At 63.1% G+C, this 18,058-nt stretch carries 15 protein-coding genes; 8 read left to right on the forward strand and 7 right to left on the reverse strand.

Annotation, left to right across the window (positions count from 1 at the left end):
• Positions 1 to 7: 7 nt before the first annotated feature.
• From JFN90_RS00270 to JFN90_RS00295, 6 genes are all read right to left on the reverse strand, one after another.
• Positions 8 to 2,962: a malto-oligosyltrehalose synthase gene (locus JFN90_RS00270; RefSeq protein WP_199393104.1), complete on the reverse strand. Its 2,955-nt coding sequence runs from the start codon at positions 2,960 to 2,962 to the stop codon at positions 8 to 10.
• A 13-nt stretch (positions 2,963 to 2,975) separates the two neighbouring features.
• On the reverse strand, positions 2,976 to 5,420 hold the full coding sequence (locus JFN90_RS00275; RefSeq protein WP_199393105.1) for a DUF3536 domain-containing protein: 2,445 nt from the start codon (positions 5,418 to 5,420) through the stop codon (positions 2,976 to 2,978).
• Positions 5,407 to 7,302, reverse strand: coding sequence for a malto-oligosyltrehalose trehalohydrolase (gene treZ / locus JFN90_RS00280; protein WP_199393106.1), 1,896 nt, complete (start codon positions 7,300 to 7,302; stop codon positions 5,407 to 5,409). The genes JFN90_RS00275 and treZ overlap by 14 nt, the downstream gene beginning before the upstream one ends.
• A gap of 359 nt (positions 7,303 to 7,661) precedes the next feature.
• Complete coding sequence (locus tag JFN90_RS00285; RefSeq protein ID WP_199393107.1) at positions 7,662 to 8,102, reverse strand: ferritin-like domain-containing protein; 441 nt, start codon at positions 8,100 to 8,102, stop codon at positions 7,662 to 7,664.
• Between the two features lie 106 nt (positions 8,103 to 8,208).
• On the reverse strand, positions 8,209 to 8,376 hold the full coding sequence (locus JFN90_RS00290; protein WP_199393108.1) for a hypothetical protein: 168 nt from the start codon (positions 8,374 to 8,376) through the stop codon (positions 8,209 to 8,211).
• Positions 8,377 to 8,401: 25 nt separating this feature from the next.
• Positions 8,402 to 8,581: a YlxR family protein gene (locus JFN90_RS00295; protein WP_199393109.1), complete on the reverse strand. Its 180-nt coding sequence runs from the start codon at positions 8,579 to 8,581 to the stop codon at positions 8,402 to 8,404.
• A gap of 153 nt (positions 8,582 to 8,734) precedes the next feature.
• Here JFN90_RS00295 and ligD point away from each other — a divergent pair, with 153 nt between their 5' ends.
• Positions 8,735 to 11,404, forward strand: a complete 2,670-nt coding sequence (gene ligD / locus JFN90_RS00300) for a DNA ligase D (RefSeq protein ID WP_199393110.1) — start codon at positions 8,735 to 8,737, stop codon at positions 11,402 to 11,404.
• Between the two features lie 118 nt (positions 11,405 to 11,522).
• Positions 11,523 to 11,699 carry a DUF1328 family protein gene (locus JFN90_RS00305; RefSeq protein WP_183344353.1) on the forward strand — a complete coding sequence of 59 codons (177 nt, stop codon included), beginning with the start codon at positions 11,523 to 11,525 and terminating at the stop codon, positions 11,697 to 11,699.
• A gap of 63 nt (positions 11,700 to 11,762) precedes the next feature.
• Here the strand turns inward: JFN90_RS00305 and JFN90_RS00310 are convergent, their stop codons facing one another.
• Positions 11,763 to 12,575, reverse strand: coding sequence for an ADP-polyphosphate phosphotransferase (locus tag JFN90_RS00310; RefSeq protein WP_199393111.1), 813 nt, complete (start codon positions 12,573 to 12,575; stop codon positions 11,763 to 11,765).
• 266 nt (positions 12,576 to 12,841) lie between these two features.
• Here JFN90_RS00310 and JFN90_RS00315 point away from each other — a divergent pair, with 266 nt between their 5' ends.
• The 6 genes from JFN90_RS00315 to JFN90_RS00340 all read left to right on the forward strand — a co-directional run bounded on the left by JFN90_RS00315 (position 12,842) and on the right by JFN90_RS00340 (position 18,054).
• Positions 12,842 to 15,430, forward strand: a complete 2,589-nt coding sequence (locus tag JFN90_RS00315; RefSeq protein WP_199393112.1) for a cbb3-type cytochrome c oxidase subunit I — start codon at positions 12,842 to 12,844, stop codon at positions 15,428 to 15,430.
• Positions 15,427 to 16,416 carry a cbb3-type cytochrome c oxidase subunit II gene (locus JFN90_RS00320; RefSeq protein ID WP_199393113.1) on the forward strand — a complete coding sequence of 330 codons (990 nt, stop codon included), beginning with the start codon at positions 15,427 to 15,429 and terminating at the stop codon, positions 16,414 to 16,416. The genes JFN90_RS00315 and JFN90_RS00320 overlap by 4 nt, the downstream gene beginning before the upstream one ends.
• A 192-nt stretch (positions 16,417 to 16,608) precedes the next feature.
• Positions 16,609 to 16,866 (forward strand): cbb3-type cytochrome oxidase assembly protein CcoS, encoded by a 258-nt coding sequence (gene ccoS / locus JFN90_RS00325; protein ID WP_199393114.1) that lies wholly within the window; start codon positions 16,609 to 16,611, stop codon positions 16,864 to 16,866.
• Positions 16,867 to 16,980: 114 nt separating this feature from the next.
• Entirely contained in the window at positions 16,981 to 17,262 is a 282-nt protein-coding gene (locus JFN90_RS00330) for a hypothetical protein (protein ID WP_236018782.1), read from the forward strand.
• A 7-nt stretch (positions 17,263 to 17,269) separates the two neighbouring features.
• On the forward strand, positions 17,270 to 17,557 hold the full coding sequence (locus JFN90_RS00335; RefSeq protein WP_199393115.1) for a hypothetical protein: 288 nt from the start codon (positions 17,270 to 17,272) through the stop codon (positions 17,555 to 17,557).
• Positions 17,554 to 18,054 carry a c-type cytochrome gene (locus tag JFN90_RS00340; RefSeq protein WP_199393116.1) on the forward strand — a complete coding sequence of 167 codons (501 nt, stop codon included), beginning with the start codon at positions 17,554 to 17,556 and terminating at the stop codon, positions 18,052 to 18,054. The genes JFN90_RS00335 and JFN90_RS00340 overlap by 4 nt, the downstream gene beginning before the upstream one ends.
• The last annotated feature ends 4 nt before the right edge of the window (positions 18,055 to 18,058 follow it).

An 18,058-nucleotide genomic window follows, 5' to 3' on the forward strand; every position in this document is an offset into this window, starting at 1 on the left:
AATTCCCCTACAAAGGCTCCAACAGCGCCACGCTCACCTCGGAAAAGAGGGCGGCCAGAGGTATGGCCGGCCGCCCCTCGCGCCGCTCGGCCTCCACCTGCTGTCCGTTGACCACGTTGCGGAAGCGCTCTCCCGCCCCTTCCGGGAGCAGCAGCACCGTGTCCTGCCACGCGGCCTCGCCCAGCGGGTGGCTCCCCTCGTCGGGCATCAACTTCGCCACCAGCCGCGCCGCCGCCACGATCAACGTGCTCGTGCTCCCCTTCCTGGCAAAGGCGCAGACGTGCCGCTCCCGCGCCCCCTTGGCCTCGAGCGGCAGGTACTCTCCGAAGTCGAAGGGCTCCCGGTGCTCCCTGCGGTAGTTGAGCACCCGGTAGATGAGGAAGAGCTTGATCCAGCCGTTCTCCCCCTGCTCCAGAAGCTCGCGGCACAAAGCCTGCGCGCCGATCTCCGCCTCCCGCGCCCGCAGCTCCCGCAGCGCGTCAATCCGGACGCCGTAGTCGACCTGGCGGCGGTTGTCGGGATCGACCAAGGTGAACTCGATCAGCTCGGTTCCCTGGTAGAAATCGGGGACGCCGGGTGCAGTCATCTTCAAAAGGACCTGGGACAGCGAGGTGAACAGGCCGCAGCGGGCGAGCCGCCTCTGCAGCGGCTGGAACTCGCGCAGGAACGGGTTCCCCGGCGATTGCTCCATGATCCCGTCCACGAAACCGAGCACCGCATCCTCGTAAGCGGAGTTGGGGCTCACCCAGCTGCTGTGCACCTTGGCTTCCCTAAGCGCCTTGGTCAGGTACTCCTTAATCCTCACTTTGAAGGCGTCGTATCCGTCCTTGTCCATTACTCCTGCGGGCCAGGCGCCCAGCAGGGTCTGGTAGATCAGGTATTCCTCGTTGCGGTCCGGAACCCGCTGGTTTTCGATCAGGCTGCCGCGCCCCTTGTTGATGCGGCTCCAGCGCACGACCGACTTCTGCCACAGATCCGGAAGCTCCGAGATGGCGTCGATCCTGGTGCGCACGTCCTCGCCGCGCTTGGAGTCGTGGGTCGAGGTGGTGATCATGGCGTGGGGGAAGTTCTTGTTGCGCTCCAGGTTCTGACCGTGGAAGGCCTCCAGCGTGGTGCCGAACTTGCCCGGCATGCCGCCGACGTCGTTGAGCGAGATGAGCCGGTGGTAGACGTAGAAGGAGGTGTCCTCCAGCCCCTTGGCCATGACCGGCCCGGTAATCTGCTGGAAGCGCATGGCGAAATAGAGCCAGGCGCGGCGGCTTTCCTCGCTGGCCCGCTCGGGCGCCTTCAAGAGGAGCACGTCGCGCAGGAAATCGAAAACCGATCCGCTGATGGCGGGGTTCCAACGCTTGGCCTTCGATACCGCCGCCTCGATGTACTGCACGTCCTTGTCGCGCACCGAGGCTGAATTGGCGTAGGTGCGGTACACCGGGAAGCAGGCGATGACCTCGCTGATGGCGCGCACCAGGCTGTTCAGGGTGAAGTCCCGGGTGAGCCGGTCCTGCTCTGCGATGTTGTTCAACTGGTGCGCCAGCATGTTCACCTCGCCCGAGAGCGAGACCTGCATCACCAGCTTCTTCTTCTCGTAGACGATCTCGGTGAAGTCGGAGGCGCGCTTTGTGAAGCGGTCGTAGATGCGGTCGAACTGCTTGGCGGCCTCGGTGTCCACGAAGATGCCGTTCACGCTGTTCAGGAACTCGTACCCGGTGCTGCCGGCCACCGGCCACTGTTCGGGGAGCTGCTCCCCTTTCATCAGGATCTTCTCCACCACGGCGTAAAGGGGCTGGTAGGAGGGATCGCGCTCCAGCTCGCCGAAGTACTCCGCCTCGGCGCCGTTGCCCCCCTCTCCACGGCAACCACACAGCTGGACGTAGGCGCTCTTTTGCAGGTTCTGCAGGTAGGACACCGGGTCGTAGAGGCCGTCGACGTGGTCGATGCGTACCCCGGTCACCTTCCCTTCCCGGATCAGCTTGAAAAGGAGGGCATGGGTCAGGTCGTAAACCGCCTGGTCCTCCATGCGGATGGCGGCCAGCGCGTTGATGTCGAAGAAGCGCCGGTAATTGATCTCCTCGGTGGCAACCCGCCAGTAGGAGAGGCGGTACACCTGCTCCCTCAGCAGCTGGTCCAGGAGGTCGAAACTGCCGGGATCCCCCTTGGTGCCGTTGAAGATCCTGATGTTCTCCGCGATGAAATCCATCACCTCCGGCGCGTCCTGGCACAGCTGCCAGAGCCGCTTCTTGATGATTTCCTTCTCGCGGTGGCGCTCCCCCATCTGCTCCGGGTCGCGCTCTGTGTCCAGCGGCAGGTGCTGCAGGCCGGTCTCGATGCTCAGCAGTTCCTGGACCGGCCCGGCTTCGGGCGGGAACCTCTCTTTCAGGCTGTCCAGGCGGTGCTGCAGGATGCGGAGGTAGCTGCGCGGCTCGATCGGGATTTGCAGGGAGTAGCACTGCACGAAAAAGGCGCCATCGCGGAAGAGGAGTTGCAGTCCGCCCCCCTCCAGCACCTTGCCGTACTGGTCGCCCAAGAGCGGCAGGAGCACCTTGCCGGTCAGTTCCTTTTTCACCGGCTCCCAGTCGATGTCGAAGAAATGGGCGTAGGGGGAACTCATGCCGTTTTCCAGCACGTCCATCCACCAGATGTTGTCCCCGCTCTCGATGCACATGTGGTTCGGAACGAAATCGAGGATGTGCCCCATGCCGTGGCAGGTGAGCTCGTCGACCATGGCCTGGTGGCCTTGCTCGTCGCCGACCTCCTTGTTCAGGATGGTCTGGTTCACCACGTCGTAGCCGTGCACGCTCCCCTCCTTGGCGGCGAGGTAGGAGGAGGCGTACACGTCGCTGATGCCGAGATCGTGCAGGTAGCCGATAATTCTAGTGGCGTCGGCGAAGGTGAACCCGGCGTTGAACTGCAGCCGATAGGTGGCGCTGGGAATGCGTGCGTTGGGCAGGTTCGATGCTCCCATGCTTACCCCCGGTCTAGGCCTGCGGCAGCACCGCCCCCAGGTTGAAGCGCAGGGTCTCCCCCAGCCTCCTGAACGCGTCCAGCCAGATGCCGGCCCCTTCCTCGCCCGCGGCGGAGCGGGAGAGATACTCGGGATAGACGGTCTTGGCGAGCTGGTAGTAGTCGTTCTGCATCTGCCAGAGCACCACGTTGACGGGTATCTCGTTCAAGAGATCCATGTTCTTTTGCATCTTGGCGATCAGCTTGAGGTCGGAGGGGTCCTGCACCAGCTGGCCGGACATCTCCTCCATGCGGCGACGCATGAAGTACTCGGTTCCCGGCTCCTCTATGGCGACGCCCCAGGTCCGGATCTGGCTCACGATCCTGCGCACTTGGTCCGCGTCCACCTCGTCCTCACTCATGGCGTGCCTGAGCGCCTCGTTGAGCGCCGGTTGCGCCACGGCCATGAATATGTGCGGCACCGGGACCCGGGTCTCCTTGACGAACTCCATGAGCGGCCGGCTGCGCTCGTACATCTCCTGGTAGCTCGCGATCTCGTCCTCCATGTTCTGCCGGATGATCTGGTTGATGATCTTGCGCTGCTCGTCGCTGAAGAGGTTAATCAAGGAGAAGCTGTGGGTGCCGAAGTGGTTGTCCATCAGGGTGACCAGGTCGGTGTAGAGCCCCTTGTCGAAGGCTCCGCTCATCTCCTCGCGCAGGGTGGCATAGTCGCCGGCGTCGCACACCTCCTTGACGCCCCCCTTGAAGTCGTGGCTGCCGATGCGCATGACGCAGAAGGTGAGGCAGGTCTCCTCCTCGGCGATCTCGCTGGCGATGTGGATGCGCCCCATGGCCATGACCGCGTCCGGGGTGGAGAGCTTGGTGTACTCTTCCTTGGCGATGGCGTAGCAGTAGATCTGGGAGTGCTCCTCGTACTCCTCGTAAAGCGAGCTGAAAGCGTAGTGGGCGCCGACCTTGACTAAGTCGAGCCGGATCGGGAGCACGAAGTTCTGGTAGATCCAGAGCCCGTCGTGGTGGTCCGGGATGTTGCTCTTTGCCTCCTTGAGCCGGTCAAGGAAAGCCTTTTCCACGTTGCCTTCGGCGAGCCCTTCCGAGAGTTGCAGCGCGCGGCTCGCGTAGTCAATCACCTGCACCGTCTCCAGGCCGGAGAGTTCGTCAAAGAACCAGCCGCAGCTCGTGTACATGAGCATGGCGTGACGCTGCATCTCCAGCATCTTGAGCGCCATGATCTTCTCGTCCTTGGAAAGCTCGCGCGAGGCGTGCTGGGCCAGGAAGCGCTCCGCCTGCTCCATGCCACGGTCCAGGATCACCTCGATGTAGGCGTCGCGGGCCTGCCAGGGATCGTTGAAGAGCTCGCGCCCCTTTTGCTCGAAGGTCTTGGCGAGCCGGTCCCGCAGCCAGTCCAGCGAGGCGCGCAGCGGGGTGCGCCACTGCTGATTCCACCCCTGGATGCCGCCCGAGCAGCCGCAGTCGCTGTTCCAACGCTCCACGCCGTGGGCGCAGCTCCAGGAGGTGCGTTCGCGGATCATGACCTCCATGGCGGGGGGGCACAGTTCCAGGTATTCGCCGTAGTTGGTGAGGCGCGCCAGGTTGTTCCCCTCGATGTGGTTCAGGCAGGCGGCCAGTGCCATATCCCCGAACTTCTGGTGGTGGCCGTAGGTCTCGCCGTCTGTGGCGATGTGCATCAGTTGCGGCCAGTCCCGGTCCTCCGTGAAGCCGCCGACGAGCCGCCCGGCGAGGGCTTCGCCGCTGTCCAGCAGGTTCTCGAAGGCGACCGCCCGGGATATGGGGCCGTCGTAGAAAAACAGGGTGATGGAACGCCCGGAAGGGAGCTTGCAGAGGTAGGCCCGGGTCGGATCGATCTCGGCCTCGGTCCACTCCTCGGCCCCCAGCGCGCGGTAGGCCCCCGCCTGGTGCGGGGCGAGCACGGTGTACTTGACCCCCTGCTCGGCCAGTATCGCCAGGGTTTCCAGATCGACTGCGGTCTCCGCGAGCCACATCCCCTCGGGAAAGCGGCCGAAGCGTTTCTGGAAGTCGGCGATGCCCCACACCACTTGGGTGCGCTTGTCGCGCGCGTTGGCAAGCGGCATGATCATGTGGTTGTAGACCTGGGCGATGGCCGAGCCGTGGCCGGAGCGCCATTCCATGCTCTGCTTGTCCGCGGCCAGGATGGCGTTGTAGATGTTGGGGGCAGCCAGTTCCATCCAGGAAAGGACGGTGGGGCCGAAGTTGAAGCTGATCTTGGCGTAATTGCTGGTGATGTCCATGACGCGGCTGTCGCCGTCCAGGATGCGCGAGGCCGAGTTGGAGGCGTAGCACTCGGCCGTGATGCGCTCGTTCCAGTCATGGTAGGGGAAGGCGGAATCCTGTATCTCCACCGCCTCCAGCCACGGGTTTTCCCGGGGAGGCTGGTAAAAGTGTCCGTGAATGCAAACGAAACGCTCCTTAGCTGGCTCCATGGTCTCCTCCTGAAAGATTGGTGCTGTAGACCACCACGCTGAATGGGTTGATCCTGATCATGCTCCTTTGGTTGCCGTCCGTACCCCCGACTTCCACCAACTCCGGTGCCTCCTCTCCCGGCCCGCGCCACTGCTGGGCAGAGGAGTCGAGCACCCGCTGCCAGTTACCCGGCGGCAGGGCGAGGGGAACCTCCTGCTGGATGTTGCTGAAACTGAGCAGGCAGAGCACCGAGTTGTCCCCACTCCACCTCCTCAGGAAGAGGATCTTCTGTTCGGGGAGCCCCGAGACCGCCATGGCGTCTCGCTGGAACACCTGCAACGCCGGGAGGCTTTTGCGCAGCGCGAAGAGCTGCTTGTAGAAGGCGAGGATGACGGCCTGCTCCCCCTCCTTCGGGGTCGCCACGTCGATGATGGACTCCTCGAAGGTGGCCTCGGCCGCCGGGTCCGGGATATCCCCCTCGCAGATGCCCGAGGCGTGCTCCTCGTGCTTTCCCTTGCGCACCATGTCCACCAGCTCGGCGTCGGTGTGGTCGATGAAGTAGTGGAACGGGGCGCGCTCGCCGTATTCCTCTCCCATGAAGAGCAGCGGCAGGTAGGGGGACAAGATCACGGTCGCCGCCGCCAGGAGCAGCTGGTTCAGCGGGAGCGTCGCGCTCAGCCGGTCACCGCACTTGCGGTTGCCGACCTGGTCGTGGTTCTGCGAGAAGACCACGAACTGCGATCCCGGGTGGTTCTCGGTCGGTCCCCCGTGGCGCCGCCTGCGGTACCGGGAGTACTGGCCGGTATAGACGAAAGCCTCCTCGAAGGCCTTCTGCAACTGGCTGAACTGGCCGAAGTCTTCGTAGTAGCCGGTCACCTCGCCGGTGAGGAGGGCGCGCAGCGCGTGGTGGAAGTTGTCGCACCACTGGGCATCGAGACCGAAGCCGCACTTGTCTGGGGAATTAATGAGACGCACATCGTTGGTGTCGTTCTCGGCGAAGAGGTGGATCTGCCGCCCCAGCCGTTCCCGGTGCTGGTGTATCTCGTCGGCCAGACGGCGCAAGAGGGGCTTCGGGGTCTGGTCGAAGATCCAGTCCACCGCGTCCAGGCGCAGGGCATCGAAGCGGAACTCGGTGATCCAGTACGCGGCGTTGGTCAGAAAGTACTCCAGGACCGGGTCGCTGTCGGCGTCGTCCAGGTTGATGGCCCGTCCCCAAGGCGTGCGGTACTTGTTGGTGAAGTAGGGGCCGAAGTCGTCGAGATAGCAGCCTTCCGGGCCGAAGTGGTTGTAAACCACGTCCAGCACCACGGCGAGCCCCTTCCTGTGGCAGGCGTTCACCAGCCTCCTTAGCCCTTCCGGGCCGCCGTAGTTGCTCTGCGGCGCGAAGTGGTACACGCCGTCGTAGCCCCAGTTGCGCTTGCCCGGGCACTGTGATACCGGCATCAGCTCTAGAGCGGTGATGCCCAGGTCGACCAGGTAGTCGAGGTGCTGGATCACGGCCTCGAAGGTCCCTTCCCTCGTGAAGGTGCCGACGTGGATTTCGTAGATGCGGTACCGCTCCAGCGGGATCCCCTGCCACCCCTCTTCGGTCCACAGGAACTGCTCCGGGTCGACCACCTGGGAAGGTTCGTGAACGCCGTCCGGCTGGAAGCGGGAGACCGGGTCTGGAAAGGTCCTGCCTGAGTCGAGCTGGTAGAGATAGCGGTCGCCGTCCGCGACGCCGGGAACGGTTATTGAGTAATAGCCCTTCCCCTCCGGCTGCATGGCCACCGTTCCCGTCGCCTTACCGGAGAGAATCAGGACGTTCACCGCCTTGGACTTGGGGGCCCAGACCCGGAACTGCGTCCCCCCTTCCTTCAAGACCGTTGCCCCCAGTTCGACGCGCCAGCCACCCGCTACCATAAACCACCTCCGCCAGCCATAACCGCTCCCTTCATGAGCCCCTCACACCTAACATAAAAAAATACTAACCAAAGATACATTAGTGAGTGTTCATGTCAACGTGCCACGAGACGCTGCTTTGCAGAAGATGAGTACCGTCCGGCGCGTTGTTAATGAAAAAGAGCCCGGATCCGTCGGACCCGGGCTGCTAGTATCGAATCTGCTCAGGAACTCTTGGCTCCCCCTCCCGCAAGGGGCGGGGGCTGCAGCCGGCCCGGAGTTCCCCGAGGAAGGGGCAAAAAAAAGGCCGGCACCGCGGGGGCCGGCCTTCAGTGGTTTTCGTTGTCAATTGTCCACTGTCAATTGCCCATAGCCTTCCTCTACTTGCGTAGGGTGGGGATCGCCTCGCGGATGAAGGAGAGGTGACGTTGTTCATCCGCGAAGTTGGCGCGCACGATCGCCGAGATGTCCACGGGGAAGTCGAGCTGGGATGCCGCCTCGTAGCGGCTGGTGGTGAGGCGCTCGTTGCTTTCCATCGCCTCCAGCGCGCCTTTAGAGCCGGTCAGGCTGCGCAGGGCCGTGAAGCCGGAGATCAGGAACCCCTTGAAGTCCGAGGTCAGCTCCGGGGGGGTCCCGCCCAGCTCCAGCATCTTCGCGGAGAGGAGATCGATGTGCTTGCGGTGGTCCGCCTGGAATTGGATCAGCTTGTCCTTGATGACCACCTCGTTCACGTTTTTGATGGCCTGGTCATAGGCGTGAGTAGCATCCACGTCGAGCTGGATCAGTTTTTCCAAGTGGTCGAGAATGTCGTCTCTGTTCATGCGTTCCTCCAGATAAGCTTAGGTATTTGTTCGCACGCGGCGCATGGCCACGGGTAAACCTTCTCCCCTCCTTCAGTCAGCATGACGCGCCGATAACATGACGACCTTACTCCTCCCGCATCTTCTCGATCAGGCCCCAGTCATGGCCCGTCGACTTGTGGTGGTTCTCCCCCGCCTCGCGTGCCATCTCCCTGCTGCTCAACCAATCCGTTATAGCGCCACAGCCGTCCTTGCAGTCGGGCAGGTAGATGTACTTAGTGTAGTCGAAGTCCATGTAGCGCCTCCTCTCCGGCTGGTCGTTAGCTGCAGTCCTCCGCCCACAGGCAGCCACCTTGGCCGCACTGTGATGACTGCCCCGAATCGAAACACGCGATATTCCCTTCTTTGCTTTGGATCAGGCGAATCAGTTCGCCTTTTTTCAGCTTGCCGCAGGAGATGTCCATCCTCTGGGCTATTTCCTTAATGTCCTGGACCTTCATGCTTCTTCTCCTTTCTAGTGCCCGGTCGGGCTGGATAGGCCAAAATTGGCAACGCCTAATAATCTAGCCGCCGGTCTTCTTTTGTCAATCTCCCGGTGTCCCACCGCTGTGATAGACTCATGTACTCATGTGCAGCCAAAGGAGGTGTTCTTCATGGGGTTGGAAGAGTATCAGCGCAAGAGGGACCTGAGCAGGACGCCGGAGCCGCCGGGGAAAGGTGGCAGGTCCGTGAAGTCGCTGCGTTTCGTGGTCCACAAGCACGCCGCCTCACATCTGCATTACGATTTTCGGCTTGAGATGGACGGGGTACTGAAGAGTTGGGCGATACCCACGGGGCCGTCGCTCGATCCAGCAGTGAAGCGGCTGGCCATGATGGTAGAGGACCACCCTTATGAATACGGAGATTTCGAGGGAGTGATCCCGAAGGGGAATTACGGCGCCGGCGAAGTGATCATTTGGGATGCCGGTACCTTCCATGCCGCCGGTAGCGAGGAACCCGACCAGAGTCTCAAGCTTTTGCGCGAGGGGCTGCAAAAGGGGGATCTGAAGTTCATCCTGCATGGCGAGAAGCTCAACGGCGAGTTTGCCCTAGTGCGCATCAAAGGCGACAAGGGGAATTCGTGGCTGCTGATCAAGAAGAAGGACCAGTTTGCCGGCAGCGAGGATGTGACCCTCCAGGAGCGTTCCGTGGTGAGCAACGCCACCATAGAGGATGTCCGGGCCGGCAGGATGCCGCAGCGCAAGGCTATCCAGGCGCAGCAGGCTTCCCCCCACCCGGCCTCCCCCCTCCGGTGGGAGGAGCAACCCGCCCCCCCCACCCAGTCCACTGCTTCAAAAAGTTCCGCCCACTCCACCAGCTCTACAAACTCTCCCGGGTCCACGGTGCCCCCCAGCTCACCCATGCCGCGCCGAGTCCCGCCGATGCTGGCAACCTCCGCCGCCGAGGCCTTCGACGACCCGGACTGGCTTTTCGAAATTAAGCTGGACGGCTACCGCACCATCGCCGAGGTCGCCAGAGAGGACGTCGCGCTCTACTCGCGCAACAACCTCTCCTTCAGCAAGAAGTTCCCCACCGTGGTCGCTGCCCTGGCCTCGCTTGGCGTCGAAGCCGTCTTCGACGGCGAGGTGGTGGTTGTGGACGAAACCGGCCGGTCCTATTTCCAACTGCTGCAAAACTACCAGCGCACCGGCCGCGGCAACATCGCCTACTTCATCTTCGACCTCCTCTACCTCAACGGCGAGGACCTGCGCAACCGGCCGCTTTTGGCCCGCAAGGAGCGACTGCGCGCCCTGCTTCCCGACCTGCCCGACATCCGCTACAGCGACCACATCATGGAGTCCGGCAAAGACTTCTTCGAACTGGCGCGCCAGAACAACCTTGAGGGCATCCTGGCCAAACGCGCCGTGAGCCTGTACCAGGCGGGCAAGAGAAGCAAGGACTGGCTGAAAATTAAGGTACGGTTTCAGCAGGAGGCGGTCATCTGCGGCTTCACCCAGCCGCGCCGCAGCCGAAAGGGTCTCGGCGCGCTGGTGCTCGGGGTCTACGAGGACGACCGGCTGGTCTGCATCGGCTTTGCCGGAGGGGGCTTCGACGATGCGGGGCTCAAGGAGATGTACGACCTGCTGCAGCCGCTGTTACAGGAGAAGTCACCCTTCCAGCAGCCGGTGAAATCGGACATGCCGATCACGTGGGTGAGGCCGGAACTGGTCTGCGAGGTGGAGTTTTCCGAATGGACCGACGAAAACGTGATGCGCCAGCCCATCTACTTGGGACTCAGGGAGGACAAGGACCCGAACAGGGTGGTGCGCGAAATGATCGGTTCCGCTCCTCCGCCGCTCCCCGAGCCCGCGACGGAGCCCGAATCCTCACCCCGCCCGCGCCCGGCCGTGCGCCAGAAAGGGACGAACGGCAAGAAAGGACAGGAGGAAGTGCTGATCCTGAACGGCCACCGGCTCGAACTTTCCAACCTGGACAAGGTGTTCTGGCCGGTGCAGGGGTACACCAAGGGGGACGTCATCAACTACTACCGCACGGTCGCCCACGCCATGCTCCCCCACCTGGCCGATCGCCCGGAGTCCCTGTACCGCACTCCCAACGGGATTAACGAACCTGGCTTTTTCCAGAAAGAGGCGGGCGAACTGCCGCCGTCCTGGATCACCACCCGGGAGATCTACTCCAAGCACGTGGACAAGAACATCAAGTTCTTCGTGTGCCAGGACGAGGCGACCCTGATCTACATGGCCAACCTCGGCTGCATCGAGATCAACCCGTGGCTGTCACGCCTGCAGAACCTCGACAACCCGGACTACTTCGTGATCGACCTCGACCCGGAGGATATCCCGTTCGCCAAGGTGATCGAGACGGCGCTGGCGGTCCGGGAGGTGCTGGACCGTGCCGGCGCGGTCAGTTTTCCCAAGACCTCCGGCTCCACCGGGATCCACATCTATGTCCCGCTGGGCGCCAAGTACGACTACGACGCGGCGGGCAATTTCGCCCAAGTCATCGCCACCCTGGTACACCACAAGGTCCCCGAGTTCACCAGCATCCTGCGCAGCCCCAAGCTGCGCCAGAAAAAGGTCTATCTGGATTTCCTGCAAAACAAGCCGGGGCAAACGCTGGCTGCCCCCTACAGCATCCGCCCCAGGCCTGGAGCAACCGTGTCGGCGCCGCTCAAATGGGAGGAGGTGAAACCGGGCCTCGACCCGAGCCAGTTCACCATCACCACCATGCCGGGACGGCTTGAGCACCTGGGCGACCTGTTCGCTGGGGTATTGGGGCCGGGGATCGACCTGGAGCAGTGCATCGAGAACCTGGAGCGTTGATGAGAAGCGGGGGGACGCGAAGCTAAGAAATTAAAAAAATACAAGATGTAAATCTGCACCTTTCCCATGATACACTTTGTTTAAGGAAGTTAATGAGGGTGTGGGGAGGTGAAAGATCATGTTACGTTGGGCCATCATATTCTTCATTATCGCCGTAATTGCTGCCGTGTTCGGGTTCGGTGGTATTGCAACAGCGGCAGCCGGTATCGCCAAACTTCTCTTCTATCTGTTCTTGGTGGTCGCCGTGGTTATGCTGGTTGCAGGCCTTCTGGCAGGACGGAGCATTACACGATGACGTATCTAGCAAGAACTTCAATTGAGGCGGCGCAAGCCGCCTTTTTGTTTGTCCGTAACTCCCCTATTTCACCAACTCGTCCCTGATAGCAAGGAGTTCCCTGCGCTTTTCCTCCGAGGTTTCCGGGTAGCTCATCTTCAGTTCTTCAAGCAGGTTCACCACCACCTGGGCCACGATCAGCCTCGCGTTCTTCTTGTCGTCCGCAGGCACCACGTACCACGGGGCGTCCTTGCTGCTGGTGGCGCCCAGGCATTCCTCGTAGGCGTGCATGTACTGTTTCCAGAGCTTGCGCTCTACGATGTCGTCACGATTGAATTTCCAATTCTTTTCCAGGTTATCGATCCGCTCCAGGAATCGCTTGCGCTGTTCCTCCTTGGAGATGTGCAGGAAGAACTTGAGGATGCAGGTGCCGTTGCGGGTCAGGTGCCCTTCCAGGTCGTTCATGGAGCGTAAGCGGTCGCGCCAGATGTTCTTGTGGCTGGCCAACTTGTCCGGGAGATTCTCCGCCGCCAGGATCTCCGGGTGCACCCGGACGATGAGCACCTCCTCGTAGTAGGAGCGGTTGAAGATGCCGATGCGCCCCCGTTCCGGCAGGCGGCGCATGCTGCGCCAGAGAAAGTCGTGATCCAGTTCTTCCGGGCTCGGGTGCTTGAACGAGTACACCTCGCACCCCTGCGGGTTGATCCCCGAAAGGACGTGCTTGATCATGCTGTCCTTGCCGGCTGCGTCCATGGCCTGAAAGATGAGCAAGATCGACCAGCTGTTGTTGGCATAAAGAAGCCCTTGCAGCTTACTGAGCCGTTCGATCTGTTCGTTCAGCAGGTCCAGGTACTCTTCCTTGGGCTTAACCCGGAACTGCTCCGTCGAAATCTTCATCTGCGCCTCCTTTGTGACCACACCTGTTGAGGCTAGCGCAGATTCGTAGCTTTTCAATGAGAGCCTAAAGCCTCGGCCCTCATTGGTCCGCAGGAAGGGGAGAAAGAAAAGGGACCGCTTGTTGGACGGTCCCCCTTGATATTTGCATCTGCCGCTCCACCTTTGCCACACTTCTTCCTGCAATTACGACGCAATGGAACTGAAATTTCGAAGCGCAGCACATCGCCTCGCGTCCTCCCCTTTGCGAAAGGGGAGACAGAGGGGATTTGCCTTTCCCACAAAAGCAAATCCCCCTAAATCCCCCTTTTACATTTTACCTGGCCGTGGTGTCCCTGGCGGGGCTGGCCGGTCTCGGGGCGCTCTGCCTCATGTACCAGACCCAGGCCGGCATGGGCGTCACCGGCCTCAACCGACCCGTCGGCTGGGCGGTCTACATCACCAACTTCGTCTTCTGGGTCGGTATCGCGCACTCCGGGACCCTCATCTCCGCCATCCTCTACCTCTTGCGCGCCAAGTGGCGCGACGCGGTGTCGCGCTCGGCCGAGGCGATGACCATCTTCGCGGTCCTGACGGCCGGCCTGTTCCCGCTCATCCACCTGGGGCGGCTCTGGGCCGCCTACTACATCGTCCCCTACCCCTCACAGCGCCAGCTCTGGCCCAACTTCGTGAGCCCGCTGGTCTGGGACGTCCTCGCCGTTTCCACCTACCTGACAGTGAGCCTCATCTTCTGGTACATCGGCATGATCCCCGACCTTGCGGCGGCCCGGGACCGCTACCGCGGGCAGCTGGGGCCGATGCACCTGAAAAGCCGCATCTACCGCGCCCTCTCCTTGGGATGGTCCGGCTCGGGGAGCCAGTGGCACCACTACGGCCGCTCCTATCTTTTCTTCGCCGCCCTGGCCACGCCGCTCGTCGTCTCGGTGCATTCGGTGGTCTCGTGGGACTTCGCCATGAGCCTCCTGCCGGGGTGGCACAGCGCCATCTTCCCCCCCTACTTCGTGGCCGGCGCCATCCACTCCGGGCTCGCCATGGTGCTCACCCTGCTGATCCCGATGCGCAAGCTGCTGCACCTGGAGCGCCTGGTCGAGATGCACCACTTCGAGATGCTGGCCAAAACCATCATCCTCACCGCCACCATCGTCGGCTACGCCTATGGCGTGGAGGCCTTCATCGCCTGGTATTCGGGCGACCCCGTCGAGTGGCAAAACCACAAGTGGCGCGTATTCGGGCCGGTGGCCTGGATGTACTGGCTCTGTGTGATCTGCAACGTGCTGGTCCCCTGGCTCTTCCTCTTTAAGCGCCTGCGCACGCACTACCTGCCGCTCTTCGTCATCTCGCTCTTGGTCAACGTCGGCATGTGGTACGAGCGCTTGATGATCATCTACACCTCGCAGGCCCACGATTTTCTCCCCCACAACTTTGGGCGCTACCTCCCCACCTGGGTCGAGCTGATGATTACGGCGGGATCGTTCGGTTTCTTCTTCCACAAACCGCAAAGCGCGGCGCTCGCCTTCATGGTCGCGGGCGCGGTCTGGTTCGTGGTGGGTGCCGTCTACGGCATGTTCTCGGCCATCCATCTGGTGGCGCCGGAGTTCCTGCCCCACGTGGCCGCCCTGGTGTTCGGGCGGGAGCGCCCGGTGCACGTGAACACCATGCTCTACGGCTTCACCGGCACCATGCTGGTCGGCATCGGCCTCTACTACCTCCCGGCCCTGCTCAAGACCAGGCTCTGGTCCGAGCCGCTGGCCTGGGTCGCCTTCCTGTTCTGGAACCTCACCGTGCTGAGCGGCCCGCTCGGCTTCGCCTTCGGGTACACCCAGGGACGCGAGTACAACGAGTACGTCTGGCTCGCCGACGTGTCGCTGGTCATCGCCGTCGCCTGCCTCATCGTCAACACGATCATGACCATCGTGAACCGCCGCGAACCGCAGCTCTACGTCTCCATCTGGTATTTCATGGCCACCTTCCTCTGGACCGCCAGCAACTATCCGCTCGGCAACGTGATGTGGCACCCCGCCACTGGCGCCATGCCGGGACTGATCGATTCCCTCTTCCTCTGGTTCTGGGGGCACAACCTGCCGGGACTTTTGATCACGCCGCTCGCCACCGGGGCCGCCTACTTCGTCATCCCCCGGGTCACCCGCACCCCGCTCAACTCGCACACGCTGTCGCTTCTGGGCTTCTGGTTCCTGATCGCGCTCTACAGCCACATCGGCGGCCACCACGTGCTGCAGTCCCCCATCCCCAACTGGCTGAAGACGGTCTCCGTGGTCGACTCGATCTCCATGGTGCTCCCGGTCTCCATCGTGGTGATCAACCTCTGGCTGACGGCGCGCGGCTTCGGCGGAAGGATCTGGAACGACCCGCCGGCGCGGCTGGTGATGGGGGGAATCGTCTGGTACATCATCACCTGCATCCAGGGGCCCTTGCAGTCGCTCCCCTTCCTGCAGCGGGTCACCCATTTCAACAACTGGACCGTCGGCCACGCCCACATCGCCATGCTCGGCTTCGGCGGCTACATCGCCCTGGGCGCCATGTGGCACGTGCTGCCGCTGGTGAGCGGACGGCCGGTCTATTCCAACAAGCTGATCAACCTGCAGTTCGGCCTGATCACCTTCGGGCTGACCGGATTCTTTGTCGTCCTGACCATGGCCGGCCTGGTGCAGGGGACAGCGTGGCATAACGGCGAAACGGTGCTGCGGGTCCTGCCGCAGCTGTCTCCCTTCATGGTGATGCGGGCGGCACTGGGCGTCTTCATCCTGACCGCGTCGCTGGTGGGTCTCGCCAACCTGTACCTGACCCTGCGCCCGGCGCGGCATGAGCAGCCCTTGCTGCGCGGGGAGGAGGCGGCATGAAGATGACACCGGCCTTCCTCATCGTCGGCGCGCTGCTGGTCTTCTGGGCCTCCACCTTTATCATCGTCGGGCTTCCCTCGCTGACCATGAAAGACACCCCTTCCGATATCTGGCGACCGCTTTCCCCCCTGGAGCGGGAAGGACACCGGCTCTACGTGAAAAACGGCTGCAGCTACTGCCACTCGCTCTTCATCCGGGTCAACGACTGGGACATCGGGGCGGAGAGGATTGCCAAGGCGGGGGACTATGCCGGAATCGAACCCGCCATCCTCGGCAGCGAGCGGACCGGCCCGGACCTCTCCCAGGAAGGGGGTGAGCACAGCGACGACTGGAACATCGCCCACTTCAACAACCCGCGCTACACCACCCCCGTCTCGCTGATGCCGGCCTGGGACTTCCTGACCAAGCACGAGATCACGGCGCTGGCGGCGTACGTGCAGGCGCTCGGGGGGAAGGACGCGGACGTGCGGCAAAAGCGCCAGCGCGAATGGAAGCGCCAGGCGCAGGCCGCTTACGCGGGCGGGGTGGATCGCAACATCGAGTGGCTGCACGCCCAGGTCCCCGAGGTGTGGCGCCGGATGCCCAACCCCTACCCGGCCACCGAGGCGGCGCTGCAGCGCGGCAAGAGGATCTACCAGCAGCTCTGCATCAACTGCCACAGCCCGATCGGCGACGGCAACGGCCCGGCGCAGCCCTTCCTGGGGCCGCCCCCGCTGAACTTCACCATCCTCAGGCGCCACCTGGTGGAGAACAGGTACATCGGCGGGATCTTCTACTACCAGATCATGAACGGCATCACCGGCACCGCCATGCCTTATTTCAAGAAGCACCTGGAGAGCGAGAAGATCTGGGACCTGTCCAACTACCTGGCGGTCTCCTTCGTGGGATATACCGACGCCAACACCGACCCGCGCGGCATCGATGCCTCCTACGAGCCGGAGTGGCAGAACCGGTACCAGCCGCCGGCGGTGAACCAGTCGCCGTAGCTCCCCCACGTGTACCAGCCCTCACCCCTGCCCCTCTCCCGGAGGGCGAGGGGACTGAGGGGAGGGGGACTGGCTCCGCAAGGTGCCTGTCCCCTTTTGGGGAAAGCCGGCAGCTCGCAGAAATCCCCCCCCTTCCCAGCTCCCCCCTCCTGGGGAAGGAGCAGATGAGGAAGGGGTAACTGGAGGAGAGACATGAACAGCGCGTTGGATACACCTGCTTTCTTGTTCATCTGGATGTGCTTTCCGCTCTTGATGTGCGGGATGCTGATCGTGTTCTTCCTGTGGGGGGTACGGTCGGGACAGTTCGCGGACCAGGAAAGGGCGCGCTACCTGGCGCTGGATAGCGGCATCCCGGAGGATGGTAATAGCGCCAGCAACCTGAGCGAAGACGAAAGAGCCCCCCTCCCGACCTCCCCCCTCCGGGGGAAGGGGCCAAGCGCAATGCAGTGACAGCAGAGTTGGGGACTTCCGAAGCGCAGCTGGTGGATCATGGTGCAGGTCCATCGTCCCCTCCCCCGGAGGGGGAGAGCTAGGGAGGGGGAAGATTGTGGTTAGGGGGACGGCATGCTGATGCTCTACCTGTACGTGCTGCAGAACCAGTGGCTGGTGATCGCGCTCTGCGTCGGGGCGGCGCTGGTGCTGCTCACGGCGCTCACCTACCAGGCGCTCTGGCTGCCGCGCGGTGTCGAAAAGCAGAGTGAAACCATCAAGGTGCGCGGACCGGCGAGCTTCCTGCGCTGGCTGCGCAGCTTCATGCCCTGGGTGATCATCCTCCTCTTCGGGGTCTGCATCGCGTTCACCCTCTTCGCGGTCACGCAAAACCACGCCATACCCCCCAACTGGTGAGGCGACCATGGAACAAAAGCCGGACTACGACGAGCAACAGGAACTGCGTTCCCCCTGGGAGTGGGTGATTCTGATCGCCTTCAGCGGCGCCATCATGGGGTTCGGTTCGCTGGTGTACCTGCTGGTCCAGGACGCGCCCCGGCGCTGGGACTTCGGACAGCTCCCGGACGCGCCGGCGGAGTCGATCTACTCGAGCGAAGAGCCGCAAGGAAAGGCGCAGCGGCAGATCCGGCCGCTGCCGGAGGCGGTGCCGCTACCGCCGGTGCCGAGCGGGAAAGAGGGGGGGAATAGATGAAAAAGCTGGCGGTCTTGATGGTGCTGGCGCCCCCACTGCTCGGGGCGGTGCTATTCGGGTACATCCTGGTCCGGGGGCCGCGCATGACGGTGCAGCACCACGTGAGGGAGTTCCAAATGGTGCTCCCGACGCCGGCACCGGGGACGGTGGCGGTCGCCCCCGCGACCAGCCGCGCTCCCGGGGCGGCCGATGCCGCCGCACTCGCCAACCCGGTCCCGGCCACCCCGGCAACCTTGGCTCAAGGCGCGGCCTACTACGGCTACTACTGCGCGTTCTGCCACGGCGTTACCGGGGCCGGCGACGGCCCCGTCGGCAACAGCTACGTCCCCAGACCGGCCGACCTGCGCCTTCGCAGAATCGCTGCCTACCGCGACGGGCAACTGCTGCGCGCCATGCTGACCGGAGTCGGCCACGAGCCGGTCTTGGAACGGGTCGTCCCTCCCCGCCATCGCTGGCCGCTGGTCCACTACCTGCGCTCGCTCAGCTCCCCCAGCTGACCCG

It is taken from the genome of Geomonas propionica, assembly GCF_016458235.1.
In the GTDB taxonomy this organism is placed as follows: Bacteria; Desulfobacterota; Desulfuromonadia; order Geobacterales; family Geobacteraceae; genus Geomonas; species Geomonas propionica.

Excerpts from the sequence above, each read along its gene's own strand:
- JFN90_RS00320 (WP_199393113.1), top strand. The coding sequence starts at position 15,427 with ATGAAGATGACACCGGCCTTCCTCATCGTCGGCGCGCTGCTGGTCTTC.
- JFN90_RS00270 (WP_199393104.1), bottom strand. The coding sequence starts at position 2,962 with ATGGGAGCATCGAACCTGCCCAACGCACGCATTCCCAGCGCCACCTAT.
- JFN90_RS00340 (WP_199393116.1), top strand. The coding sequence starts at position 17,554 with ATGAAAAAGCTGGCGGTCTTGATGGTGCTGGCGCCCCCACTGCTCGGG.
- ccoS (WP_199393114.1), top strand. The coding sequence starts at position 16,609 with ATGAACAGCGCGTTGGATACACCTGCTTTCTTGTTCATCTGGATGTGC.
- JFN90_RS00290 (WP_199393108.1), bottom strand. The coding sequence starts at position 8,376 with ATGGACTTCGACTACACTAAGTACATCTACCTGCCCGACTGCAAGGAC.
- ligD (WP_199393110.1), top strand. The coding sequence starts at position 8,735 with ATGGGGTTGGAAGAGTATCAGCGCAAGAGGGACCTGAGCAGGACGCCG.
- JFN90_RS00305 (WP_183344353.1), top strand. The coding sequence starts at position 11,523 with ATGTTACGTTGGGCCATCATATTCTTCATTATCGCCGTAATTGCTGCC.
- JFN90_RS00295 (WP_199393109.1), bottom strand. The coding sequence starts at position 8,581 with ATGAAGGTCCAGGACATTAAGGAAATAGCCCAGAGGATGGACATCTCC.
- JFN90_RS00310 (WP_199393111.1), bottom strand. The coding sequence starts at position 12,575 with ATGAAGATTTCGACGGAGCAGTTCCGGGTTAAGCCCAAGGAAGAGTAC.
- JFN90_RS00285 (WP_199393107.1), bottom strand. The coding sequence starts at position 8,102 with ATGAACAGAGACGACATTCTCGACCACTTGGAAAAACTGATCCAGCTC.
- JFN90_RS00275 (WP_199393105.1), bottom strand. The coding sequence starts at position 5,420 with ATGGAGCCAGCTAAGGAGCGTTTCGTTTGCATTCACGGACACTTTTAC.
- JFN90_RS00330 (WP_236018782.1), top strand. The coding sequence starts at position 16,981 with ATGCTGATGCTCTACCTGTACGTGCTGCAGAACCAGTGGCTGGTGATC.
- treZ (WP_199393106.1), bottom strand. The coding sequence starts at position 7,302 with ATGGTAGCGGGTGGCTGGCGCGTCGAACTGGGGGCAACGGTCTTGAAG.
- JFN90_RS00335 (WP_199393115.1), top strand. The coding sequence starts at position 17,270 with ATGGAACAAAAGCCGGACTACGACGAGCAACAGGAACTGCGTTCCCCC.